This is a genomic window from Pseudoalteromonas sp. SR41-7 (assembly GCF_014163935.1).
Classification (GTDB): Bacteria; Pseudomonadota; Gammaproteobacteria; order Enterobacterales; family Alteromonadaceae; genus Pseudoalteromonas; species Pseudoalteromonas distincta.
Genome location: NZ_JACJEF010000014.1, coordinates 1 through 25332, shown reverse-complemented (window position 1 = coordinate 25332; position 25332 = coordinate 1). Strand labels below are relative to the sequence as shown.

Annotated in this window: 22 protein-coding genes and 2 tRNA genes; 12 read left to right on the top strand and 12 right to left on the bottom strand. The window is 38.7% G+C overall.

Features of this window, described 5'->3' with window-relative positions:
- Positions 1-8: 8 nt before the first annotated feature.
- Positions 9-2525, bottom strand: a complete 2517-nt coding sequence (locus H5092_RS16215; RefSeq protein WP_182734030.1) for a TonB-dependent receptor — start codon at positions 2523-2525, stop codon at positions 9-11.
- 361 nt (positions 2526-2886) lie between these two features.
- On the opposite strand from H5092_RS16215, the gene H5092_RS16210 reads away from it, so the two are divergent.
- Complete coding sequence (locus tag H5092_RS16210) at positions 2887-4089, top strand: MFS transporter (protein ID WP_154902995.1); 1203 nt, start codon at positions 2887-2889, stop codon at positions 4087-4089.
- Between the two features lie 19 nt (positions 4090-4108).
- Here the strand turns inward: H5092_RS16210 and H5092_RS16205 are convergent, their stop codons facing one another.
- Positions 4109-5002 carry a LysR family transcriptional regulator gene (locus H5092_RS16205; RefSeq protein ID WP_182734027.1) on the bottom strand — a complete coding sequence of 298 codons (894 nt, stop codon included), beginning with the start codon at positions 5000-5002 and terminating at the stop codon, positions 4109-4111.
- 98 nt (positions 5003-5100) lie between these two features.
- Here H5092_RS16205 and H5092_RS16200 point away from each other — a divergent pair, with 98 nt between their 5' ends.
- The 3 genes from H5092_RS16200 to H5092_RS16190 are packed head-to-tail and all read left to right on the top strand — an operon-like array spanning position 5101 to position 7678.
- Positions 5101-5817, top strand: coding sequence for a CoA transferase subunit A (locus H5092_RS16200; RefSeq protein WP_182734024.1), 717 nt, complete (start codon positions 5101-5103; stop codon positions 5815-5817).
- Between the two features lie 2 nt (positions 5818-5819).
- Entirely contained in the window at positions 5820-6491 is a 672-nt protein-coding gene (locus tag H5092_RS16195; protein ID WP_058429821.1) for a 3-oxoacid CoA-transferase subunit B, read from the top strand.
- Complete coding sequence (locus H5092_RS16190; RefSeq protein ID WP_182734020.1) at positions 6488-7678, top strand: acetyl-CoA C-acetyltransferase; 1191 nt, start codon at positions 6488-6490, stop codon at positions 7676-7678. The genes H5092_RS16195 and H5092_RS16190 overlap by 4 nt, the downstream gene beginning before the upstream one ends.
- Positions 7679-7777: 99 nt before the next feature.
- Here H5092_RS16190 and H5092_RS16185 read toward each other — a convergent pair whose 3' ends face one another.
- Positions 7778-8494: a GntR family transcriptional regulator gene (locus H5092_RS16185; RefSeq protein ID WP_182695750.1), complete on the bottom strand. Its 717-nt coding sequence runs from the start codon at positions 8492-8494 to the stop codon at positions 7778-7780.
- A gap of 214 nt (positions 8495-8708) precedes the next feature.
- On the opposite strand from H5092_RS16185, the gene H5092_RS16180 reads away from it, so the two are divergent.
- Complete coding sequence (locus H5092_RS16180) at positions 8709-9800, top strand: aromatic ring-hydroxylating dioxygenase subunit alpha (RefSeq protein WP_182721109.1); 1092 nt, start codon at positions 8709-8711, stop codon at positions 9798-9800.
- Positions 9801-9814: 14 nt separating this feature from the next.
- Positions 9815-10771, top strand: coding sequence for a PDR/VanB family oxidoreductase (locus H5092_RS16175; RefSeq protein ID WP_182695749.1), 957 nt, complete (start codon positions 9815-9817; stop codon positions 10769-10771).
- 69 nt (positions 10772-10840) lie between these two features.
- On the opposite strand, the gene H5092_RS16170 is transcribed toward H5092_RS16175, so the two are convergent.
- From H5092_RS16170 to H5092_RS16160, 3 genes are all read right to left on the bottom strand, one after another.
- Positions 10841-12193 carry an MFS transporter gene (locus H5092_RS16170; protein WP_404936168.1) on the bottom strand — a complete coding sequence of 451 codons (1353 nt, stop codon included), beginning with the start codon at positions 12191-12193 and terminating at the stop codon, positions 10841-10843.
- Positions 12194-12439: 246 nt separating this feature from the next.
- The gene (locus tag H5092_RS16165) at positions 12440-13492 is read right to left on the bottom strand and encodes an aromatic ring-hydroxylating dioxygenase subunit alpha (protein ID WP_058429815.1); all 1053 of its coding nucleotides are present in this window, start codon (positions 13490-13492) and stop codon (positions 12440-12442) included.
- A 36-nt stretch (positions 13493-13528) separates the two neighbouring features.
- Positions 13529-14476 carry a PDR/VanB family oxidoreductase gene (locus H5092_RS16160; RefSeq protein ID WP_182716398.1) on the bottom strand — a complete coding sequence of 316 codons (948 nt, stop codon included), beginning with the start codon at positions 14474-14476 and terminating at the stop codon, positions 13529-13531.
- Between the two features lie 202 nt (positions 14477-14678).
- On the opposite strand from H5092_RS16160, the gene H5092_RS16155 reads away from it, so the two are divergent.
- Entirely contained in the window at positions 14679-15170 is a 492-nt protein-coding gene (locus H5092_RS16155; RefSeq protein WP_182681183.1) for a MarR family winged helix-turn-helix transcriptional regulator, read from the top strand.
- 605 nt (positions 15171-15775) lie between these two features.
- Here H5092_RS16155 and H5092_RS16150 read toward each other — a convergent pair.
- The 4 genes from H5092_RS16150 to H5092_RS16135 all read right to left on the bottom strand — a co-directional run bounded on the left by H5092_RS16150 (position 15776) and on the right by H5092_RS16135 (position 18653).
- A tRNA-Val gene (locus H5092_RS16150) sits at positions 15776-15852 on the bottom strand.
- A gap of 213 nt (positions 15853-16065) precedes the next feature.
- Positions 16066-16142: transfer RNA gene (locus H5092_RS16145), tRNA-Val, on the bottom strand.
- Positions 16143-16255: 113 nt separating this feature from the next.
- Positions 16256-17320, bottom strand: a complete 1065-nt coding sequence (locus H5092_RS16140; RefSeq protein ID WP_182721111.1) for a DUF3080 family protein — start codon at positions 17318-17320, stop codon at positions 16256-16258.
- A complete protein-coding gene (locus H5092_RS16135; RefSeq protein WP_182721112.1) occupies positions 17283-18653 on the bottom strand; it encodes an MATE family efflux transporter in 1371 nt (456 codons plus the stop codon). Before H5092_RS16135 ends, H5092_RS16140 begins: the two co-directional genes overlap by 38 nt.
- A 128-nt stretch (positions 18654-18781) precedes the next feature.
- On the opposite strand from H5092_RS16135, the gene H5092_RS16130 reads away from it, so the two are divergent.
- On the top strand, positions 18782-19408 hold the full coding sequence (locus H5092_RS16130; protein WP_182721113.1) for a riboflavin synthase subunit alpha: 627 nt from the start codon (positions 18782-18784) through the stop codon (positions 19406-19408).
- A 1-nt stretch (position 19409) separates the two neighbouring features.
- Here the strand turns inward: H5092_RS16130 and H5092_RS16125 are convergent, their stop codons facing one another.
- Both H5092_RS16125 and H5092_RS16120 read right to left on the bottom strand, forming a co-directional pair.
- Positions 19410-19613, bottom strand: a complete 204-nt coding sequence (locus tag H5092_RS16125) for a CPXCG motif-containing cysteine-rich protein (protein ID WP_002962509.1) — start codon at positions 19611-19613, stop codon at positions 19410-19412.
- A gap of 103 nt (positions 19614-19716) precedes the next feature.
- Positions 19717-20589: a fructosamine kinase family protein gene (locus tag H5092_RS16120; RefSeq protein ID WP_182734016.1), complete on the bottom strand. Its 873-nt coding sequence runs from the start codon at positions 20587-20589 to the stop codon at positions 19717-19719.
- A 124-nt stretch (positions 20590-20713) separates the two neighbouring features.
- Here H5092_RS16120 and H5092_RS16115 point away from each other — a divergent pair, with 124 nt between their 5' ends.
- The 4 genes from H5092_RS16115 (at position 20714) to H5092_RS16100 (ending at position 25161) form a co-directional block, all read left to right on the top strand.
- The gene (locus tag H5092_RS16115) at positions 20714-21406 is read left to right on the top strand and encodes a hypothetical protein (RefSeq protein ID WP_024603971.1); all 693 of its coding nucleotides are present in this window, start codon (positions 20714-20716) and stop codon (positions 21404-21406) included.
- A gap of 226 nt (positions 21407-21632) precedes the next feature.
- Positions 21633-22418, top strand: coding sequence for a hypothetical protein (locus tag H5092_RS16110; protein WP_002962505.1), 786 nt, complete (start codon positions 21633-21635; stop codon positions 22416-22418).
- Positions 22419-22518: 100 nt separating this feature from the next.
- Positions 22519-23901: an amidohydrolase gene (locus tag H5092_RS16105; protein WP_182672155.1), complete on the top strand. Its 1383-nt coding sequence runs from the start codon at positions 22519-22521 to the stop codon at positions 23899-23901.
- Between the two features lie 12 nt (positions 23902-23913).
- Positions 23914-25161 (top strand): amidohydrolase family protein, encoded by a 1248-nt coding sequence (locus tag H5092_RS16100; RefSeq protein ID WP_182672154.1) that lies wholly within the window; start codon positions 23914-23916, stop codon positions 25159-25161.
- Positions 25162-25332: the final 171 nt, after the last annotated feature.

Here is a 25332-nt window from a genome sequence, read left to right as displayed (position 1 = left end):
GTGCTCTCTTAATAGAAGTCATATTTAAATGTAATGCCGTATGTTCTTGGTTTTTCATAGGTTGATACCATGGTGTTGCCACCATTAGCAAATAACTGTGATGTTGCTTTTATCTCTTCGTCAGTTATGTTTCTCACATATGCGAGAATTGACCACTTATCATTTGCTGAAAATAATTGCATAGAAGTGTCTAAGGTAATAACATCTTCAGCACGCTGTGATGGTAAGAAGTCAAAGCCAACCCAACGTTCGTCGCGGTAACGAGCATCAAAAGACACCGATGCCGAATAACCATTATTAAACTCTAAGTAATGGTTAATACTTGCAGTTAAAGAAAGTGATGGCGAGTTTCTGCCTTCCTTACCTGAACAGTTGACATTATATGTGGGCTCCCCATCAGTCATGCTTATTACCGTTGTGTCACAACCAGTCACAACATTTACAGCTTCGTCTGGCGTTTTTTGAAGGTAACTAAACTCTTCAATCTCATTTTTTAGGTATTGAATATTACCTTTGATTCGTGTTGCTTCAGTCAGTTGATAAAGAATATCAACTTCAACGCCTTTAATACTTGATTGACCTATATTTTCAGTAAAGAATGCAGAATTACCATTACCATCAATACCAAAGTGACTTGCCTGTTGATCTTCATAATCCCAAATAAATGCCTCAGCATTGATTTGTAAATAATTATCTAAAAATCTATTTTTAGAACCAAATGTCCATGCATTTATATACTCAGGTAAAAACTCTTCACGACCTGCTGTTGGACTAAACCCTCCTGAACGATAGCCTGTTTCGTAACTAGTGTAGAGTAAATTACTATCAGCAATATCGTATTCTATTGCTGCTCGATACGTTATTTCGTCATTTTCTTGAACACGGTCAATTTGTGTTTGGTTAATGAAAAGCAAGTTTGCACGCAGGTTATCTGGCGCACCAGGAAACAACGGAATTTGGCCATACGGAACAGGACCTCGATTAGCTATAGGAGCTCCTTCTGGCAAATCCGCTGGATCAATAGATGCAATTGTTTCTGCAACAGTTGCACCAACAGGAATAACTGGCGCACCGTCACAATTAGGGATTTCTGGTCCGCCAGGGTAGGCTGGTAAATCTCTAATACATAAATTTAGAAATACATCCGCTTGTCCCTTAAATTCTTTTTTATCTTTGGTCCAACGCACAGCACCAACGAGTCTAAGATCATCAGAGATGTGATATTTACCATGAACAAAAAACGCGGTTGACTTTGTACTGGAGTTTTCAATATCTTGCGTTGATTGCAAGCTGTATTGGTTAAATGAGGCTAGACCATCAACTTTTTCATCAAAGTAAAAGCCACCCATAATTAAATCAAGCGCCCCTACGGTTGTAGAGAAACGAGCTTCTAAACTAGATTGCTGGTGATTTTCTTGATTAATAGCTGCTTGGAAAGCGGGATTATTAAATAAAACGTCAACCGTATTCTCTCTATAAGCCGGAATAATTGTTAGATCACCCAATGATGTTGCAACGTTTAACTCTGCCGACACCCCCATATACTCGTTGTCTATATAAGGGTCATATAGGGGAGTGATAGAAGTAAATGCTGGCGAGGTTATTTGGCCTGTGTAGTATTCAACTGCAGCTGGTGTACCTGGGCCTGTATGAGGAGCTGATACGTTATCTGGAGCAGGATTGAAGTTGTAACCTGGAATATTTTTTGGGTGGTTATTACTTCCTTGGAGTGGGAATCCGTAACTACCTTCAAATGAAGGTGAATTACCATTGCCTTCTGTTGTTGAGTAATCTGCAGTGACGGTAAGGTTTACATCTTCTGAAAACTCACCAAATAAACGTGCGCGGTATGCGGTATCATCTGTTGCCGCTGTACCATCATCGTTGTAGCCGTCATTTTTAGTTTTGCCAATCGCAAAACGAGCTGCCCAGTCATCGCTTATTGGTAAATTGACAGCACCAGAAGCTGTTATTGTTCCATAGTTAGCAGCACCAATAGAAATATTGCCAAATGTCTCACCAAGTTCAGGTTTTGTTGAAATAACATTTATCGCACCCGCTGTTGCATTTCGGCCATAAAGAGTGCCCTGAGGTCCCTTTAAAACCTCTATACGTTCTACATCTAAAAATGATGCCGTTGTGGCTGTTGGGCGCCCTAAAAATACACCGTCTACGTTAAATGCTAAAGCAGCATCTGTGTATGCATTTACAGCAAAGTTACCAACGCCTCTGACAAAAAATACAGTATTAGAGCCGCCACCAGAGACAACATTGAGTGCAGGTGATATTTTATTAAGCCCTGTTGCATCGGTAACACCGATGCGTGATAGTTCTTTACCTGTTGCGGCATCAATAGGTACAGCCACATCTTGTAAACTTTCTGTTTTTCTAAGTGCTGTAACCGTTATTAACTCAATACCACTATCTGCTTTAGGTTCTGTAGTTTTTTCGGCAGTTTGAGCCGAAATAGCTAAAGGTGCTAAACATGCAGTCAGAATACATGAACGTAAATACGATTTGTTCATAGTTCTATCCTTATAATTGTGTGTGTAAAAGCGTTTTACTAATCACTTGTTAATACAAGTGACGAGATTGCGATGTGTGTGCAACGCAAAAGTAAAGATAAAGTAAAAACTGCATATCAAGTTAATTGATTTTTATGATTGAAGTTACCTATTTCATAGATACATGAGAGAACTAGGCACTCTAGCGAGGAAAGGTGATAAAAAAGGTAATTGCAATTAACTATTTATTTACGTGATACATTCTATCTAAATATTAAATTCTACAATTGGAAACTTTCAACACATAGTGGAGCCTTCGGGTTTGTATTTAATGACCCGACAACACACTAAGCAAAACACACAATAATTAAAGGAAGTTTTTATGAATACTATCTCGCCCACTGTGGCTTCTACTAAACACGGTATTATTTTAATTTTAGCGGCTATTATGCCTGTTATGGCAGTCATCTCCCTTGTTCCTGTGCTGCCTATGTTACTTGAAGAGTTTAAGCATATTAGTGGTTATGAGGTTTTAGTGCCTATTGCTATGACTATTCCTGCACTCTGTGTTGCTGTATTCTCTCCAATTGCGGGTTCTCTTTCTGATAAGTTTGGCAGGAAGTCGCTCCTTATTTTTGCTCTGTTAATATACAGCGCTGTTGGGGTATTACCTTATTTCTTGGAAAGTTTATCTCATATAATAGTATCTCGTATTTTTTTAGGTATTACAGAAGCGGTTATTATGACAATTGCTACCGCATTAATTGCTGACTACTTCATAGGAAAAGAAAGACAAAAATGGATTTCTATACAAATAGCGTCAGTGAGCTTAAGTGCTATTTTTCTCATTGCACTTGGCGGTATGTTGGGTGAAGTATTGGGTTCAAGAGGCCCATTTGTTTTATACTTACTTGCCTTGCCTGTTGCTTTGCTGGTTGCTTTAAACTTATTTGAACCTAAAGTAAGAGCAAATGAAGACAAACAACTCACGGGATTCCCTGTAAAAAAAGTACTGCCTCTATTATTTATAACACTATTTGTTGGTATTATTTTTTATTCTATGATTGTAAAACTAGGTGAAGTACTGTCGATTAGTCAGGCAGTGACGCCCGCTATTATTGGCGGAATAGGAGCTTTAGCAAATATAGGTGTTGCATTAGGTGCATTTTGTTACGGAAAAATTAAGCATATCTCAGGGCCACTTTTATTATGTGTTGGTTTTGGTTTAAGTGCCTTTGGTTACTTTGCAACAGCAGTGTCTTCTTCAATTGTAATTTCATCAATAGCTATTTTTATTGGTTGCTTGGGTTTTGGCTCTTTATTACCAACGACTTTAACATGGGTATTAAAGCTACTCCCTGAAAATGTACGTGGTAAAGGAACTGGGATGTGGACGGGTATGTTCTTTTTAGGTCAGTTTACAGCACCTATTGTTGTAACTTTACTTCAAAAAACATTGGACTCTTTGAGTGCTGTGCTTGTGCTAATTGCTATTTGTTGTGCAATTGCATCGCTGGTCGCTGCACTAAAAAGTAAAGGTGCAAGAGATTTAAAGTGTGATGATACAAATAAGGCACCTGTTTGAACATTCAATGGGCCTAAATTCAATCTCTTAACTCCAATGAATAGAGCTTAATTGTTTCAAGCATTGATTTAGCCGCGATAGATAAAGACGTGATAGGTTTAGAAATAACGCCTACACGTCTTGCAATAATAGGGGAATTTATTTCTCTGCATATTACGCCTGCTTCTAATGCTTGCTCTTTGCAAAGTGCAGGTACAACAGCCACTCCTAAATTATTACTCACCATCCTTATAACAGTCGCTAACTGGTGCGCATCAAATGCAGGGTTGAGTGCAATGTTATGCTGCGAGAGAGTGTCTTCAATTAGCCCTCTGACAGAAGAGGGACTTTGCAGAGTAATTAACTCAAACTTTAGTAGCTCCGACCAACTAATACTATGGCACTTAGCAAGCGGATGAAATTGAGGTAAAACCACAATAAATTGATCGTTATACAGCGGATGAAATACTAAGTCACCATTATGTTTAGGCTCAAATGAAATACCGAGTTCCACCAAGTCAGCATTTACCAAGTCAATAACCGTATCAGATAACACATCGTCCACTGAGAGTTTTATGTTTGGGTACTTTGTATGAAAACGCTTAATTATTTTTGGCAAAATTGAACTGGCAAAAGAGGGCATGGCTGCGATAGATGTATGCCCAAGATCCAGTGCAAATCGCTTTTTCATCTCTCGTTCTGCTGCGTCTATTTGGTTTAATAAGTTTTTAGCGACAGGTAAAAATGCTTTACCTTCTTGGGTGAGTACTAATGTACGTGTTGTGCGAGTTAATAATTTACCGCCCAAGCTCTCTTCTAAATTTTTGATACTTAAACTAAGCGCGGGTTGCGATAAGTGTAATTTAGCTGCGGCTTCTACAAAACTTAGGCTGGAAGCCACCTGCGTAAATGCCTTCAATTGTTTTATATTCATTTATAAGAAAAACTAATTAATAAAACATAATTATAAAATTAACTATATCTTGCTTTGTTGTCAAACTAATAAACACATTCTTAATTTGGACTTAAACAATGGCTGGATTTAATAAAGTAGTAATTACGTATTCTCAAGCGCTTGAAGGACTTGAAGACGGTATGACCGTTTTAGCTGGTGGCTTTGGCTTATGCGGTATACCAGAGAATTTAATTAAGGAAATACAAAAAAAAGGTACTAAGGGGTTAACGCTTGTGTCGAATAACTGTGGTGTTGATGACTTTGGTTTAGGGTTGCTGCTAGAAAAACGACAAATCAAAAAGATCATTGCGTCTTATGTTGGTGAAAATGCAGAGTTTGAGCGACAAATGATGTCTGGTGAACTGGATGTTGAATTGACACCTCAAGGTACATTAGCCGAAAAAATGCGTGCCGGTGGTGCCGGTATTCCTGCCTTTTTCACCGCAACGGGTTATGGAACTCCAGTTGCACAAGGAAAAGAAGAACGTAACTTTAATGGTAAAACCTACATTTTAGAAGAATCGATTAAAGGTGATTTTGCCATTGTTAAAGCTTGGAAAGCTGATACATATGGTAATTTAGTTTATCGAAAAACAGCACGTAATTTTAATCCTTTGGCGGCTACAGCGGGGAAAATTACGGTGGCAGAGGTTGAAGAGATTGTAGAGGCAGGACAATTAAATTCAGATGAAATTCATACTCCTGGCATTTACGTGGATCGTATTATTAAAGGTTCATTTGAAAAACGTATAGAACAACGCACTATTCGTGCTTCGCAAGCTGAAGGAGTGTAACAATGGCTTTATCCCGAGAGCAATTAGCAATGCGTGTTGCGCAAGAACTACAAGATGGATACTACGTAAACTTAGGTATTGGTATTCCAACGCTTGTTGCTAACTATGTGCCTGAAGGCATTGAAGTGATGCTTCAATCAGAAAACGGATTGTTAGGTATGGGGCAATTTCCAACAGAAGATGAACTTGATGCTGATTTAATCAATGCAGGCAAACAAACGGTGACTATGGCAACCGGCGCCTCAATTTTTGATAGTGCAGAGTCGTTTGCCATGATCCGTGGTGGCCATGTTGATTTAACTGTATTAGGCGCTTTTGAAGTGGATGTGAATGGTAATATTGCGTCTTACATGATCCCCGGGAAGTTAATTAAAGGAATGGGAGGTGCTATGGACTTAGTGGCGGGTGCCGATAACATTATTGTCACTATGACCCATGCATCAAAGCATGGTGAATCAAAGTTATTAGCAAATTGTACACTGCCACTAACTGGTAAGGGCTGTATTAAAAAAGTGCTAACTGATCTCGCTTTTATGGAAATTAAAGACGGTAAATTTCATTTGTTAGAAAGGGCGCCGAATGTCTCGGTAGAAGATATTCAACGGTTAACAGCAGGTGAGCTTGTTATTCCTGAGCATGTACCCGAAATGGACTTGCCTGAGGTGGTAGCATGAAGGCTGTTATTGTTGCTGCAAAAAGAACCGCAATTGGTGGTTTTGGACAAAGTTTATCAAGCCTATCAGCTATTGAAATAGGTAGTCAGTTACTTAAAACCGTTCTTGATGAAACACCGCAAGTAAAGCCACACATTGAGGAGGTGATTTTAGGGCAGGTGCTAACAGCTGGTTGTGGCCAAAATTCAGCAAGGCAGACAGCACTTAATGCCGGACTACCTATTAATGTGTCTGCTTTTACTATTAATCACGTATGTGGCTCAGGACTAAAAGCGGTGCAATTGGCTGCGCAATCAGTTCTTTGCGGTGATGCTAAAATGGTGGTTGCTGGTGGGCAAGAAAGTATGTCTCAGGCGGCGCACGTATTACCCAATAATAGAGTACCTAAAAAATTAGGTGACTTATCTTTGGTTGATAGCCTGATAAAAGATGGTTTGTGGGATAGTCGCGAAAATATACATATGGGAATTACAGCTGAAAATATAGCTGAAAAATTTGCTGTTTCTAGAGCGGAACAAGATGAATTTGCAGTTCATTCACAGCAAAAAGCAGCAAATGCTATTAGCAGTGGTTTATTCAAAGATGAAATTGCCCCTATTTATATTGCAAAACGTGGAGGCGATATCAAGAGTTTTGATGTTGATGAATCAGTAAAAGCTGATACACAAATTATAAACCTTAGTAAGCTTAGGCCTGCGTTCAAAAAAGGTGGCTCAGTTACTGCTGGAAATAGTTCGACTATTAACGACGGCGCAGCGATGGTGGTGGTTACTACAGACGAGTATGCAAAAAAGTTAAACTTACCTATTTTAGCTGTGATTGAAGCTACCGCTTGCGAAGGTGTTGAGCCGCTTTACATGGGCACTGGCCCAATAGCGGCCACGCAGGCTGTGTGTAAAAAAGCGGGCTGGCAAGTGCATGAGATTGATTTAATTGAAGCTAATGAGGCATTTTCGGCTCAAGCTTTGTATGTAAATACTGCGCTGGGGCTAGATAGCAATAAAGTAAATGTTAACGGAGGGGCGGTTGCACTTGGTCATCCAATTGGAGCTTCAGGTTGTCGTATTTTAGTCTCGCTGATATATCAAATGCAGCGAGCTAATAAAACAAAAGGGTTAGCAACACTTTGTATTGGTGGTGGTATGGGCATTGCTATGTTGGTTTCGCGTGAGCGCACAAAGGCTTAATAAGTTTTAATATTTAAAGGCCTCCTTCATTAGCAAGCTTTATATCTTATAGAATATGGCTCCCTCAATATGTAAGAGTGAGTGACACTTCTGTGCATGTTATTTATTTGCGTGCGAAATAACTGTGAGTTTGTTTTTAAGCTCTGTTCGGTGATAGTTTCGATCGTAACCGAGTGTTGCTTGTGCATGCTCACGCATAATTCCTTCAGCACGAGCACCTTGGCGAGAAAGCATTGCATGAAATACGTGGTGATGTTGCTGATGTGCAAATGCAAAGCGTTTAAACTCTTTTTGCATATTATTTTTGTCGATGGCAAGCGCGCTTACCGAGGCAAATGGTAGGTGCTCATTTTTAGATAGTGCAGCCTGGATAGCCAAGTTACCCGACGCTTCAATAATTAGTAGATGAAAACGGCGGTTCATATCATGGTAGGTTGCTAAGTCATCTTCAGTTAGTTCGGCCCCTTCAAATAATAAATCACCACAAGCAAGAAGGGATTGTATTTCATGTTTTTGTTCTTCGTTAAGGCCGTTTTCAGCAGCTTGTCGAGCAGCTAGGCCCTCTAATACTCCTCTTACTTCAATAGCGCCTTCAATTTCAATTGGTGAAACTGAGCGGACTTCGTAGCCACGCCTAGGAAGTTTGGTCAACAAACCTTCTTGTTCAAGTGTTCTAAATGCAATTCTTACAGGCGTTCTTGAAACACCTAGACGTTCAGAAGTAGCAATTTCAACGAGCCTTTCTCCGGTTTTTAGTGCTCCAGTTAAAATCATTTGTCGCAATGTGGTTACTGCATTTTGGCCTGACTTAGTCATAAAAAATTACCTCAATTACTTTTTAAACTGGATCCAATTAGGAATCTACACTGCATATAGTCATTGAAATAGTGTGAATTTACAACTAAAGCGTGACTAAAAGTGCAAAAAAGAAAATTATATGGATCCAATTTACGCATGTTTGTTTTATTTATCTGGATTATTAGTTTATATTGGATCCAATGACAACAAAAACACAACAGGAGATCAAGGTATGGCTAAGCAGACCTTTATTAAAAATACATGGTATGTGGCGGCAATGAGTGATGAAATCAATCACGATAAACCACTCGGCCGAAAAGTGTGTGATCAAAGTATTGCTTTTTATCGTCAGGCGGATGGAAAAGTAGCTGCGGTGCTAGATTTTTGTCCACACCGTGGCGCAGCTTTATCTTTAGGATATGTTGAGGACGGCTTGCTTGTATGCGGCTATCATGGTCTAAAAATGGGTGAGGACGGTAAAACAAAAGAAATGCCGCTGCAACGTGTGCAGAGATTTCCGTGTATGAAGTCATTTGCAGTTGAGGAGCGCTTTGGCTTTATCTGGGTTTGGCCTGGTGATAAAGAGGCTGCAAATACAGATCTTATCCCACACTTACCTTGGGCTGAAGATGATACTTGGGCCTATGGGGGGGGGTTGTATCATATAAAATGCGACTATCGTTTAATGATCGATAATCTAATGGACTTAACACATGAAACCTACGTTCATGCTAGTAGTATAGGCCAAAAAGAAATTGATGAGTCTCCGGTGCAAACTGAAGTAGAAGGCGATAAAGTTTTTTGTCGCCGTTATATGGAAAATATTATGGCACCGCCATTTTGGCGAACTGCTCTGGAGGGTAATGGGCTTGCATCGGATACACCAGTAGACCGTTGGCAAATTTGTCGCTTTATGCCGCCATCACATGTAATGATTGATGTGGGTGTAGCACATGCTGGTTATGGTGGTTTTGATGCACCAAAGAATAAAAAAGCGAGCAGTACAGTGGTTGATTTTATTACTCCTGAGACTGAAAATACGATGTGGTACTTTTGGGGGATGGCACGTAACTTTAATGCCCAAGACGCTACATTAACTGATAAAATTAGAGAAGGGCAAGGCAGTATTTTCCAAGAAGATTTAGAGGTATTAGAACGTCAGCAGCAAAATCTGAAGAGTTTCCCGCAATTTGATCTTTTAAAGCTTGATATAGATGCCGGTGGTGTTCAGTCGCGACGTATCATTGAGCGTTTAATCGATAAAGAAATAAATGCGAAAAATATATCTACAGACGAGCTACCGCTCCAATCAGTAACATTTTAACAAAGGGAATTAGGATGATTTCAGTTATTGTTAAAAATGTGGTCGTTGAAGCAAAGGCGGTTGTTAGGCTCGTACTTGGATGCGCTGACAATGAGGATTTGCCCCCATTTGAGGCAGGTGCACATATTGATATAAAGCTACCAAATGGTTTGCTTCGTCAATATTCTCTATGTCGGTTACAGTGCGACCCACGTTACTACGAAATTGCAGTATTAAAAGATCCTCAATCTCGTGGTGGATCAGCAGAGGTACATAGCCTACAAATAGGCGATAGAGTCGAAGTAAGTGAACCTAAAAATCACTTTTCATTGCTGAATCCAAAGAAAAATACATTACTGATTGCAGGTGGAATAGGGGTTACGCCATTATTAACGATGGCTCAAACATTACATAGTTTAGGGACACCTTTCGCATTTCACTATTGCGCTAAATCTTCTGAAACTGCAGCATTTGTTGAAGCATTAAAATTAGGGTCGTTTAGCGATAAAATAGCGTTTCACTTTAGCCAAGAATTGCAATCGGGTCGTATGGATGTAGAACAGGTGCTAAGTGAGCATATTCATGATACTGACTTGTATATATGTGGCCCTGCTGAGTTTATAACATATGTATTAAATCATGCTCGTTTGCTGGGTTGGTCTGAGGAGAGATTGCATCGAGAGTACTTCGCCGCACCAGTGGTTGCTGAAAATATTTCAGAAGACACGTCATTCACTATAAAAATTGCTAGCTCAGGTAAACAGTTTACTGTAGGCGAAGGGCAGTCTATCTCTCAAGTGCTAGAGGTTAATGGGATATTTATACCAGTTGCGTGTGAATCAGGAGTTTGTGGCACTTGCCAAACTGGTGTAGTGGAAGGCAATCCGGAACATCGCGATGTTTTTTTAACAGACAAAGAAAAAGCACAAGGCAAGTTGATTATGCCGTGTTGTTCAAGAGCAAAAACAGGGTCCATAACACTCGATTTATAAATACACTTACACGTATAAAACGATTTATAATTACTTTTATACGTGTAACCCGTATCAGCAACGCATAATTTAGGCTTTCCCACGAAATGCCGAGATACAGCTTGCTAGAATTACAAAGCCTAAAGACACGTTAAACGCGAGTGAAATTGTACTCATTAAAGCATGACTATGTTGCGCTGAAAACGTGCTGTCCCCTAAGTAATAATGCACAATTAAATTTACCAAGCTCATTCCAAATAAATTACCAATTGTTCGTGATAAATTCATGGAAGAAGAGGCTACGCCTAACTCATTCTTATCTACAGCACCCATAATTGCATTATTGTTAGGCGTTGAGAATAAGCCAAAGCCAATACCTAACAATAACAGTGAGCCACTAATGTATGTGATACTTGAGTCCATAGATAACAGTGATAGTAAAAAAAAGCTGACCATAACAATTATACAGCCAAATGTAGCTATTATGCGTGGCTGTAATTTATCTGAAAGTTTACCGGACAATGGTGCCATAATGGCCATAGAAACCGCTTGCAGTAACACGATTTGGCCAGCATGAGAAGGACTTAACCCTTTAATATACTGCAGATATAAGCTTAACAAAAAAGCCAATGAAAAATTACTGGCGTACATTAAAAACGATGTAGACAGCGATAAGCTAAATACTCTGCTTTCTAAGAACATTTGTACTCTGATTAGTGGTCGCCTGCTTTTACTTTGGTGAATAATAAATAATCCTAAGCTTATTACCGAAAGTAATGTTAAACCCCATCCAGTCATAGTGGGTAAATCACTGAGTCCTAATACTAAACATATTGCAAAGAGTGAGAAAAGCGCAGTACCCCACCAGTCAAACGAGGATTTTTTATCGTTTTTCCACTCACCATGTAAAAAAAGTTTAATAGCAAGTAGTAGCAGAAGGACAAGCGGAATTTGAGAGTAAAATACAGCCCGCCATCCCCATATTTCGGTGAGCCAACCGCCTATTGCAGGGGCTGCACTTAAGCCTATATACACACACGCTGCAGAGGTGCCCAGTGCCATGCCTCTTTTATTATTTGGCGTAATAGAAGTAATAATTGCAACACCAATACCAAAAATCATGGCACCTGCAGCGCCTTGTACAAAACGCCAAAAAAGTACCCATTCAATTGATGACGCAATAGCACACATCAGTGATGCTAGTGCATTTAGGCCTAAACCAAATGCATATACTCGTTTTCGACCATAGTTATCGGCTATTTTCCCGCAAGGCAGCATAAATATCACGCTACTAAGTAAGTAAAGGGTCGGCATCCAACCAATCATTTTAGCGCTTGCTTGTAAATCCTCGGCAAGATTTGGAATAGCTATGTTGACGCCGGCCATGCCGAGAGGTCCGATAATAGATCCGCTGCATACAATTATAAGCGCGATGTTAGTAATAGGGAGTTTAAACAAATATGATCCTTAAACGCATAGACTATAAAAATAATAAAAGGTGGTGTTTGAGAACATGGGTTTTTTAATGCGTTTATTATTGCTAATAGCAACAGAGGTAGCAAGCTGGTCTACTAAGTATCTACGTAATTTTTAATTAGCGTATTTTTGGTCCAATATGATGAGGTATTACTTTGTAGGCCATTGAAAAAGTAATACCTCAGTTTGAGTTAATATAATTAAAACAAGCCTTTAAGCTTCACATAAGCGCTTAATTATTCGCCTAGCGTGATTTGCACCGGTATCAACATGGATATCAATCATAGGTTGCCCTTTAAAGTGCTTCATTGATTTGTGTTGCGCTTCAATAACCACTTTGTCTTCATTGAACGTGTAACGAGTTTGTTCTACTACTTTTTGTTTTACGTTTTCAATATCAGTTGTTGGGTTTGTTGATATAGTCCAAAAATAATGACATGTTTCTTCTGTCTCTGGAGTTATGCAATGTAAGCCACGCATATGAAAGCCGCCACGGTTAGGGTTAGTTACCGATTCACTGTTTGCGTCAATACCGCCAGTCCATATCCTTAAATGTGATGGATAGAATTCAATTTCTTGCCAGCGATCTATTTTATCTTTAAATGGATAAGCAGCTGTATATGTTGGTGGCGGGGTTGAATTTGGCATGTAACGTTTTACGGTCACTTTATCACCTATAGCTTCTACATCCATTTGTGCATGCATATGCGTTTTAGCGTCACCACCAATCGTTTTAAGGTGTACGTAACCTAAGTGGCTAAGATCGAGTAAGTTGTCATGTATGAGTTGAAATGGTGCTTGGTAGTGATATACATCACCATCGTAAACATATTTTTCGTCAGAATGATAAAGATAGCGAGGTGGGTCTTGATCAGGGGTTGAGCCTTGCTCTGAACCAAACCAAATCCAAATTAAATCATCTTGCTCTTTAAGTGTAAAAGGCGTTACTTTTGCTTTTCTTGGAACTTTTTTTTGCCCTGGTACTTCAAGACATTGGCCTTGGCCATTAAATAATAGACCATGATAACCGCATCTTAATCCTTCTTTTTCAAGTGTTCCCATCGATAAAGGTAGTTGGCGATGGCAACAACGATCTTCAAGTGCGCTAGCATGGCCTTGTGCATCTCTAAATAAAACTATAGGGGTGTTTAATAAAGTGCGAGCTAGTGGCTTGTCGGTTAACTCTTTGCTTAGTGCTGCTAAGTACCACATGTTAAGAGGAAAGGGGGTTTTAGTGTCCGAATTAGTTTGTGTATGTGTGGTCATAAGTGTCTCGTGTAAAGTCTAGTGTTAAAATTTTCTCTATAAATCTAGCGTTAGAGAGTCGCTTAACGCTCTTGAACAACAGGGTGTGAACCTATCGTTTTTTGCCTTTTCATCAGCAGTAAAGAATTCATCTCTGTGGTCGGGTATACCGCATGTCACATAGGTAACGCATGTCCCGCAAATTCCCATTTCGCATGATACGTCTAACTCAATACCCGCATCTTCCATTGCTTCTAGTGCGGTTTGCTCTGCAGAAACATCAATTTCTAAGCCTGAACGGCTCAAAATGAGCTTAAACGGAATATCTTCAGTACCTTCTGCTTTAGGTTCAGCTTTAAAATTTTCTTTGTGTAAGTACTCGTCTTTCCAGTTATTTGATTTTGCACTGTCAAAAATATATTCCATATAAGCTGCTGGGCCACAAGTGTATAAATGCGTATTCGTTTTAAATTCACCAATAAGTTCTTTGGCATCTTTTTTTGGCTGGGTTGAAAAGTGAAAAAATACCTTTTCAGAAAATGAACACTCTAGCAATTCTTGATAAAAAGCAGCCTCTACGGGGGATTTAGCATGATAATGAAGCTCAAAATCAACGCCGTTAATATCAAGCTCTCTTGCCATTGAGATTATCGGAGTAATGCCTATACCGCCTGCGAATAATAGTGCTTTATTATGAGTTGAATTGAGTGCAAAGAGGTTGCGAGGATCAGAAATTGATAATGTATCACCGACTTGCACATCAGAGTGAAGTGCAATTGAGCCTCCTCGTGAATTGGCATCTTTTAATACAGCTATTTTATAAAACTCATCGGATTGAGGATGGCTGATAAGTGAGTACTGACGAGTTATTTTATCATTAAGCACCACATCAATGTGGCTACCCACATCAAATTTAGGTAAAGCTTGCCCATTTATAGGTATTAGCTCAAAACTGACAATATTAGGTGTTTCAACCTTTTTACTGCGTACGTTTACTGAAAACATAAAGTTCCTAATGTTTGTTACTTTATGTTTATAATGTTGAATTATAGTTGAGGTGTCAACTATAATTTGGGTGTAGAGATTAACTTAGTGTTAACGTTATGAATGTAAAACTCTTTGCTCGTAATAAGCAATGATCATAAATAGTTTTAATCTCAAGATTTACCTAGTAAAATTTATTTATACCTAAAAATTGGAAAAACCAATGCCTTCTAAACCCAAAGAACCTAGTGCTAAGCAGCTAGATCTTGAACGATATATACCTGCGCTTGTAAATTTTCTTTCTAATAAACTCTCAAGTGGTGCATCTGTATGCTATCGAAAAAACTTTAATGTAGGCGTTATTGAGTGGCGTGTATTAGCGATGCTGAAAGTAGAAACTAACATTTCTGCAAATCGTATTTGTCAGGTGATTGGCCTAGATAAAGCAGCTGTTAGTCGAGCTTTAAAACAATTACAAACGTTAGGCCATATTAGCTTTATAAAAAATGCTAAAGATGGTCGTTCATCATTAGCAAAGCTGACGGAAAAAGGTGAAAAGTTACATGATAAAATTCTCTATGTAGCTTTAGAGCGAGAAAGATTGTTATTACAAGGGGTTTCACAAAAAGAGCTTGATACACTTATTGAGGTATTGTTAAAACTAAATAAAAACATTAAGCAAGTAAATGAGTTTAAGGTAAGTAATACCACATAGGGATTCTTCCTCAAACTGTTGAAAGGTAATTGTTTAAATTTTTTGTTGCTCAATCTAAACTACTGTAAAGTTATACACTTGCTAAGAAGTGGTCTATTTTAACTGAAAATAGCTTTAGGCGTTCAGATATTGTTTTAGGAACAACTCGATGAAAAGCATAATATTTAGGACGGTTTTTTGGATTTGGTTCTAGTCAGTTCTAAATTTTGAATACAAAATAATAAAAACTTAGAATTTAAATTCAGCGTAAAAATTATATAGATAGATTATTTAGGTTTTTAACCGTTTGAAATGTATAGTTTAATTGGTACGACTGAGTGGATTCGAGTTACTGCCCCTTGGACCGGTGGTCAAGATTAGGTAGTGCTCTTTCCTTCAATTATACGTTTATTAATGTTGGTACGACTGAATGGATTCGAGTTACTGACCCTTGGACCGGGTGATCAAGAGTAGGTAGTGCTTTTTCCTTCAGATGTACTTTTATTTATTTTACTTAAATGTTGGTACGACTGAGTGGATTCGAACTGCTGACCTTTGGACCGGGTGATCAAGAGTAGGTAGTGCTTATTCTTCGGTATTTTTAGTTTTTTTTTATTACTTTGAAGTGGTACGACTGAGTGGATTCGAACCACCGACCCCTACCATGTCAAGGTAGTGCTCTAACCAACTGAGCTACAGTCGTACAATTTTTGAGGTTTTACTTAAATGTTGGTACGACTGAGTGGATTAGAACTACTGACCTTTGGACCGGGTGATCAAGAGTAGGTAGTGCTTTTTCCTTCAATTATACTTTTTTAAATGTTGGTACGACTGAGTGGATTCGAACTACTGACCTTTGGACCGGGTGATCAAGAGTAGGTAGTGCTTTTTCCTTCAATTATACTTTTTTAAACGTTGGTACGACTGAGTGGATTCGAACCACCGACCCCTACCATGTCAAGGTAGTGCTCTAACCAACTGAGCTACAGTCGTATTACTTTATTTAAGTAAGTGTTAATTGCTTAACAACGGCGGCTAATATATAGCGTGGCGGTTGGTGAATCAAGCAAGTTTGTTGTTTTTGAGTTTATTTGCCGTTTTTTTATTCATATTGGGCTTATTTCACACGTTTTATAAAAACCTTGCCACCAAACCACATGTTTTTTAGCTGAGCTTTTAAGTAAGTTCAGTAAGTTACTTGTTGAGCCCGTTTTTACTAAGTTATTAATTTGAGGGCTTGAGATACTTTCGTTAAACCAAAGCTCATTATAAAGCGGTTGTAGTACCTCTAGATAACCAGTTAATTGCGCTTGATAGGGCTGAATTTCTTTTAGGTAAAACTTTTGAAATACGTTGCTTATGATTTTTGCGTTTTTATTATTTTTATCCTCTGGGCACAGCGTATTAAAGTTTAGTGTTTTTACAAACTGTGTAGCGTTGTTATTTAACACGACCTGCATGCGGACTGATTGAATGAGTGCTTGGTTAAATTGAAATTTATTAAGCTGCTCGAGTGCACTAAAAATAGAGTCGCTATTAATTTCACTAAATTCTTTAGCCTTAATTTGCTGTTTAATGAGTACAAGTTGCTTTAGCGCAAATACGGTATCGCGAAAACCAGCGGGTTCAGTAGTGAGCTCGTTTGAGGTGAGTTGCCAGGTACGATTTAACTCAGGTTCTTTAAATAACATGGTATTAAAAAAGTACATTAGGTGTGTTTCTTTATAGTTTTTGGCTGCGAGTATTTTTGTGTAACTAGGGCTATTTTTATCAAGCGTATTTAAGCAAACCTGCGCACTTTTAATAAAGTTTATTTGATATTTTAATTGCCCAGCAGCGCTGGCTGTTTTTCCTAATTGGTTATTGTGCTCACTTATAAGCACGTTAAGCTTACATTGGCTAATGCCTGCAAGCTCCACAATACTCAATGTTAAGTCACTTTGTGCTATTGGGGGAGGCTGCAGTAAAGGGAGTTGCTTGAGTGGCGCAGGCTCTGTGGTGCTTGTATCAACTGTGCTACTTAAGCGTTCAATATAAGTAGCGTTTACAGTACTTTGTGGTTTGTTGCAGCCTGTAAGCATTAAAAAACACATTACCAGCAAAGCAGCTGGTAATGTTTTAAGGCTGAGTTTATTAGTTTTGATTGAGTGAATCACTGTTAACAAATTCATATTTTAGACGCTTTCTTACTGTTAGCATTAATAAAATAGCAGCGACACTAAGGCCTACTATTATTCCAACCCAAAAGCCATGCGGCCCCATAGCTGGCACAATTATGTCTGTTCTTGCCAATACGTAACCTAAACAAAAGCCGATTAACCAATACGATATAAACGTAATATACGATATAGGCGTGGTGTATTTTAACCCACGAAGCATGCCATTTGCAGCAACCTGTAATGCATCGGGTAACTGGTAGACACACGCTAGTATCATAATTGATGAAGCCAGAGCCATTACTGCGGGACTGTCGGTATAAAGTTGGCTAATTAAATCACGACCTGTAAAAGTCATAAGTGCCAAAAATAGTGCAATTACAATAGCTAATATGTAACTAGTCGATACGGCAACTTTTAACTGCAGTAAATTATTTTGACCATATAGGTTACCAATACGAATACTTATAGCGATAGAGAGGCTCAGTGGCATCATAAACAGCAATGTAGTTACACTCGCTGCTATTTGGTGCCCCGATACAGCCACTGCTCCTAAATGCGCAATAAATAGCGGTATACACGCAAATAAAGTGACTTCAAAAAAGGTTGCAAGTGAAATTGGTATACCTAGCTTAGTAATAATACCAATGGTAGTGAAATTAGGTTTTTCGAATGATGAAAGCAGGCCTTTAGCATCTACCTTTTTACTCATTTGGCAGTAAGTAACTTGTGCTATTGCCATAACAGTTAAAACAATTGCTGTGGCAATGCCACAGCCTGCGCCGCCATAAGCAGGAAAACCAAATAAGCCATTTATGAAAATATAATTTACTGGAATATTAACGGCTAAACCTAATAGGCTTATATAAAAGGCGGGTTTGGTCATCCCCATGCCCTCGGTAACGTTTCTGTATACTGTAAAAATTAAAAATCCAAACACACCCCATTTCACAAAATGGATGTAGTCAATGGCAAGGTTTGCAATAGCAGGCGTTGTATCGAGCTTTAAAATAATGGCATCTGCTAAATGGGCAATACCAAAACCTGTAAAGCTTAAAATAGCGGTTAAATAAAGCGCTTGTTGAAAATAGTGGCTAATGCCTTTGCGGTCATCACTGCCCGAAAACTGCGCAATAATACCAGTAAGCGCTAATAAAATACCTTGCAGAGCAAGTAATAATGGGTTCCATATTCCTGTTGCAATAGAAAGTGCAGCTAAGTCAGTAGGGCTAACTTGGCCGGCCATAATTGTGTCGACTACCGACATTAAAATAAGTGTAACTTGTGCTAAAAAAACAGGTAAGGCTAGGGAAAGTAAACGCTTGGCTTCCCAATTGCAAAAGGTCATAAAAAAAGCTATTAGATAAAACAGGCGGCAATTGTAATCTATTGCGTTTCAAATAAAAATCACAGTAGTGAATGATTTTATGAGTTGATACGTTAAACTAGCACTTTGTAATAATTTTAAGTGATTTTATGTTTACAGGAATAGTGCAAACACAAGCAACAGTGGTCTCTAAAACTCAAGCTGATGGTGTGTTACGCTTAGTTGTATCGGTGAGCGATGAGTACGTTAAGCATTTAGATTTAGGCGCAAGTATTGCTATTAATGGCTGTTGTTTAACGGTTGTGCAAGTTGAGCTAAGTAATCATGATGTGGTGGCGCAAGTGCATTTTGATGTGATTGACGAAACTCTAAAGTTAACTAATTTAGGCTTGCTTGAGCTAGGCAGTTTAGTAAATTACGAACGCTCTGTTACGTTTGGTACTGAGCTAGGTGGGCATATAGTGTCTGGGCATATTCATTGTACGTCACAAATCTCTCAAATAGTGAAACTTGAGAATAACTGTAAAATACAATTAAGCTTGCGAAAAGAGTGGAAAAAGTATGTGTTATATAAAGGCTTTGTTGCTATAAATGGCGCAAGCTTAACCGTAGGCGAAGTTGATGAACAAGGTTTTTGGATACACCTAATTCCGGAAACGCTCGCCATTACAAACATTGGTGCAGCGCAAGTGGGTGACAAGTTTAATATTGAAGTTGATCAGCAAACTTACACTATTGTAAATACGGTAGAGAACTACTTACGCCATCAGGCTTAAGTTAAAATATTTGTTCGTCGTCACTGTCTACGTGTAGCTCCAATTTATTATTAGCATGGTCTATATGCATATTTAAATGAATTGGGTTACAGCAGGCAGTGCAATCTTCTATATAGTCTTGATCGCCGCTGCTTGCGTCTAAGTCTAGATGTATGTGGTGTCCGCAGTGTGGGCACGTTATTCGTTGTGATAAAAAATCTTTCATAATCACTCCAGTTATAAATAATTAAGTTAGGTTCAACTTAATCGCTTACAGATGAACGTCTACTTACTCATTAAATATAGTGTTGAAATGCAGCTTATGACATTTATTTTATACCTTCAAATACCAGCTTTTCTATATGTTGTTTAGCTTCAGTAAGATAGTGACCGGCAAAGATGTTGGCATGATTTAAAATGGGGTATAGCTGGTATATTAACTTACGTTTTTCGTAATTTTGAGAAAGCGGGTAGTGCGCGTTATAGGCGCTATAAAAGTCTTTAGGCAGTGGGGCAAATAGTTCGCTCATTGCAATATCCACTTCCCGATCACCATAATAACAAGCCGGGTTAAATATTGTTGGTTCTGCTTTTAAAAATCCCATATTGCCACGCCAAAAATCGCCATGCAGTAATGAAGGTTGTACTTGATGGCTATGTAGTTGCTCTTTTACGGTATTAATTAAGCGTTCGGGCTCAATAAAGTTAATGCCTTTTTCAGCGAGTAGTTGTAATTGCCACCCTATACGCTCTTCGGCGTAAAATACATCCCACTTTTTGTGCCAGCGGTTTGGCTGTATGGTTGTGGCTAGATAATTATCTACATCAAAACCAAACATAGCTTGGTCATGTTTTTGATGCATTTTAGCGAGGTTACGCCCCATATTAGTCCACGTGTCGTGGGGTTGTTTATCTAAAACGAGCCATTGTAAAACAATAAACGAAAACTCTATATTTGCACCAGTTGTAATACATTCAGGTACTTTAAAATTACTATTTTGCGCCAAAAGCTTTAAGCCAATAAATTCACTTTCTAAACGCTCGAGCTCGCTTTTTAGTGCTATTTTAACGAGGTAGTTATGCGTACCATTGGTAATATGAAATAGTTTGTCGGTGTTTGTACTTTGTAATTGGCGTTTGTAGGTGTGCTTAAAGTCAAAATTGATGGCTCGGCTGATGTGCTCATTTACTGTTTTCCACATAACAATTGCTCGCCTTTTAAACAGATACTTAAACTATGGCAAAAAGGTATTAATTTAACAATCTAAACGTTGTAAAATTAACGGCTATATTGAATAAAATTACACTTACTGTAGTGGAGTTAAAATGAACAAAAGTTTAATAACCAATTTGCTAGCGGGTTTATGTGTTGTTGTAGGTTTTATGTTTAACCAAGCAATTGTGTTGTCTGTTGGTTTATTTGCACTTTCTGGCGCGGTAACTAATTTATTAGCTATTCATATGTTATTCGAAAAAGTCCCGTTTTTATATGGTTCTGGTGTTATAGCGCTTAAGTTTGAAAGCTTTAAAGTAGCTATACGAAACCTGATATTAACGGAGTTTTTTTCAGAGCAAAAAATTAATAATTTACTCAATAAAGCGCAGCCCAATATCGACTTTGAGCCAATAATTAGCAATGTTGATCTAAACCCTGCATTCGACAATTTGTTAGAGGTAATAGAGCAGTCTCAGTTTGGTAGTATGCTAGGAATGTTTGGCGGTACAGCGGCAATAGAGCCGATGCGTGAAAAGTTTATTGAAAAAATGCAATTGTCGCTTAGTGAGATTTCTCAAACTGACGACTTTAAAGCATTAGTAAGCCAAACACTTTCACAAGGTAATAGCGCAGAAAGCCTACATAAAACGGTGCTTAAACTAGTTGATGAGCGCTTAGATGAGCTTACTCCTAAAATGGTTAAAGAGATTATTCAGACCATGATCCGCGAGCACCTAGGCTGGCTTGTAGTATGGGGCGGTGTGTTTGGTGGTTTATTTGGTTTAATAGCGGCCGTTATTTAAATCTAGCGACTAATAAAAAACTTAATCATTCGATAGCATTAAATAGTGTACTTACTGCGTTAAAAATTATTTGTATAGAATAACTACACGTTGTTATTTGTGCCTGTTATTGCACTATTTTCTTAGTGAAATAATAGAGCACTAATTTAATGCAATTGGTATAACTTATTTTTTCAGGCTGTTATTATCGCCCCCATAATTTAGTCGTGTTTTTTTAGGAGCAACGGTGAGCAAAACGTTAGCCAGTTATTATCAGCAAGCATACGCGTGCGATCAGCAGCATTTTAATCAGTGTTTTTATTGTGGCTGTGAAGCGACAGAGCGCGATCATTGTCCGCCACTGCATATGCTACAAAGTATCGTTGATTTAGGTGAAGAGGCTGACTTTATCTCTATTCCTGCGTGTTATGAGTGCCATGCACTTTTACATAACGAAAGACTGATGACGATTGATGAGCGCTTTACCAAGCTTAAAAAAAAGCTCTCAAATAAATATGCTAAACCACTGCGCGTTTATAACATGTGGGAAGAAAGCGAACTTGGCGACATGAGCGACGAGTTTGCCCATAGTATTCAAGCGGGTATGAAATTAGGCAAAGAAGCCGCTGAGCGTTTAGCCTTTACGGGTTTTAGCTATGCCACAGAAGATGCCAAAGTAGCAGTGCGCGAAAAAACAAAAGAGTTTGATGTAGAAGGCATGATATTTACCGACTTTAAAGAGGCGCTAAATTACTGCATTAACGATTTAAATGTTCAAAAAAGCGACTTTTATAAAATTTTGGTTGAAGACTATCAAGGCGATTTTAATAAAGCATTGAGCCAGTATCGTCATCGTCATGACAAAGTAACGGCGGCTAAAGATGGTAATACACTTATTAAAGATTTTTCTAAGCTACATAAGCAAAACTCTGATTTTGTAACGCGTACGGTTAAGCACTTTATTAGTAAAGATCCCTCGCTTACCACCGAAGGTGCGCTTGAAAAGCTATATAACAATTATATAAAGAAATAATTACAGAAATTCATCTTAATTAACTGCGTTTTCACCTGTTTTTTTGGCTTTATCCTTTAGGTTTCGCTAAAGTAGCAAAAAAACAGGAGATCCAAACAACATGCAAAAATTTGCACCTTCTTTATTAGCGGTTGGCTTAGCTGCTGCACTTGTAGGCTGCCAAGAAAACGGCCCACAAGACGATAAAATAACAATTAACAAAAATCCTTACCCAAGTACTTATCAGCCAATTTCTACATCAAGCACTCTTATTACAAATGCAACAGTACTTACCGGTACTGGTGAGCGTTTAGATGAGGCTGATGTATTACTTGTTGATGGTAAAGTACAACAAGTAGGTAAAGACTTAACAGCCACTGCTGATATAACAATTGATGCACAAGGAAAATGGGTAACACCGGGTATTATTGACGTACATTCACATTTAGGCGCATACCCAAGTCCTTCGGTCGAGTCGCATCAAGATGGTAACGAAATGACCAGCCCTAACACTGCAGAAGTGTGGGTTGAGCATTCTGTTTGGCCACAAGATCCAGGCTTTAATCGTGCACGCGAAGGCGGCATTACTTCTCTACAAATTTTACCAGGCTCAGCTAACTTATTTGGTGGACGCGGCGTTACGCTTAAAAACGTACCAGCGCACACTATGCAAGGGATGAAATTTCCAGAGGCGCCGTATGGTTTAAAAATGGCGTGTGGTGAAAACCCTAAACGTGTTTATGGTCGTCAAGGTGTATTGCCTTCAACCCGTATGGGTAATATGGCTGGTTACCGAATGGCATGGGCTGAAGCCGCTGAGTACAAACGTGCATGGGATAAATATGATGCCGATTATGAAGCCGGTTTAAACCCAGAAGCGCCAGTACGTGATATTAAACACGATACGCTTCGCGGTGTGCTTGAAGGCGAAGTACGTATTCATAATCATTGTTATAAAGCTGAAGAAATGGCAATGATGATTGACCTGTCAAAAGAATTTGGTTACCACGCAGGTACTTTTCATCACGGTGTAGAAGCATATAAAATTGCTGACTTACTTGCACAAAATGGTTCGTGTGCTGCACTTTGGCCAGACTGGTGGGGCTTTAAAATGGAAGCCTACGACATGGTTCAAGAAAACGTAGCTATTGTTGATGCGGTTAAAAACTCGTGTGCAGTTGTTCACTCAGATTCAGATACTACTATTCAGCGCTTAAACCAAGAAGCGGGCAAGGTGATGTACCGAGCTAACGAAAATGGTTTTGATATTTCTGAGCAACACGCTATTAAATGGATCACGTCTAACGCTGCTAAATCGCTAGGTATTGATGACAAAACAGGTTCACTAGAAGCGGGTAAGCAGGGCGATGTTGTTATTTGGAATCAAAGCCCATTTAGTGTCTATGCTAAAGCTGAACAAGTGTTTGTTGATGGTGCAAAGGTTTACGATAGAAACGACAGCGCGTACCAAGCAACAAGTGATTTTATGTTAGGTCAACAATAAGGAGCACCCAGAATGAAAAATTTATCACGTTCGTTTTCGCTTTCTCTGGTTGCTGCAGGATTATTAGCATCTGGTGCTGTAAGCGCACAATCGCTAGCAATTATTAATGCAACATTGCATACGTCTTCTGATCAAGGTGTATTAGAAGCGGCAAGCATTGTAATGACAGATGGTAAAATCACAGCGATTAATCCAACTGAAATTAAAGTAGATCAAATTATTGATGCAAAGGGGCAAATTGTAACCCCTGGCTTTATAGCAAGTATTAATCAACTTGGTTTAGTTGAAGTAAGTGCAGTTGCAGGCTCTCGCGATGCAGGTGAGGAAAAAGCTGGTATTGATTTTGATGTAAGCCTTGCTTACAACGCACATTCAAGCTTAATTCCTTACGCTCGTAAAGGCGGCGTAACACGCGATGTAATTACTCCTCATGGCGGCGATAGCATTTTTTCAGGCCTTGCGAGTGTTGTTGATTTAAGTGGTAGTTTTGACAGCGACATGCAAAAACAAGCGGCTTTAATTGTTTACTTAGGTGAGCGTAGTAAAGGCTCACGTGCTTTTACTTTGCAAACACTGATTAATAAGCTTGATGAGCACAAAACTAAAGCCGGTAAAAAAGCGAAAAAAGATGACGACAAGCCAAGTACTGAAGATAAAGTAATGGCTAAAGTACTCAGTGGTGAAATGCCATTAGTGGTTGGCGTTTCGCGTGCGGCGGATATTATTGAGCTAATTAAAGTAAAAGAGCAATTTGGTATTAACCTAGTACTTAATGGTGCGCAAGATGCTGTTGTAGTAAAAGAGCGCGTTGCTAAAGCAAATATTCCAGTGATTATTAGTGCAATGGATAGCTTACCTGGAAGCTTTGATTCGCTTCATGCAAGTTTAGATAATGCTAGTATGCTTGAAAAAGCAGGCGTTAAAGTATTATTAACGGTAGGTGGTGATGCAAGTCACAATATTTATCAGCTGCGTTTTGATGCTGGTAATGCTGTGTCTTATGGTATGAGCCAAGAAGGTGCGTTAAAAGCGCTAACATCAAACGTTGCTGATGTATTTGGCATTAATGCAGGTAGCCTTGAAGTTGGCAAAGCTGCTGATGTAGTAATATGGAGTAATGACCCGTTTGAGTTAAGCAGCCATGTAAGCAAAATGTTTATTAATGGCGTTGAGGTTTCTACACAATCTCGTCAAGATAAACTGCGTGACCGCTATACGACAGATTCAAAAATGCCACGTGCTTATACCAACCCGCAATAATACTTAATCAATTTGAGGGATTAAATCTGACGGTAACTGCGTTAAAAATTTCTGATATAGAGCAACTAAATAACGAAATTTTTGCCTTGTTATCGACAAGATTTTCTTGCCTCAAAGTTGATCACTTAATTAAGCGAATTGGTATGATACTAAATAATTAAATAATTAAAT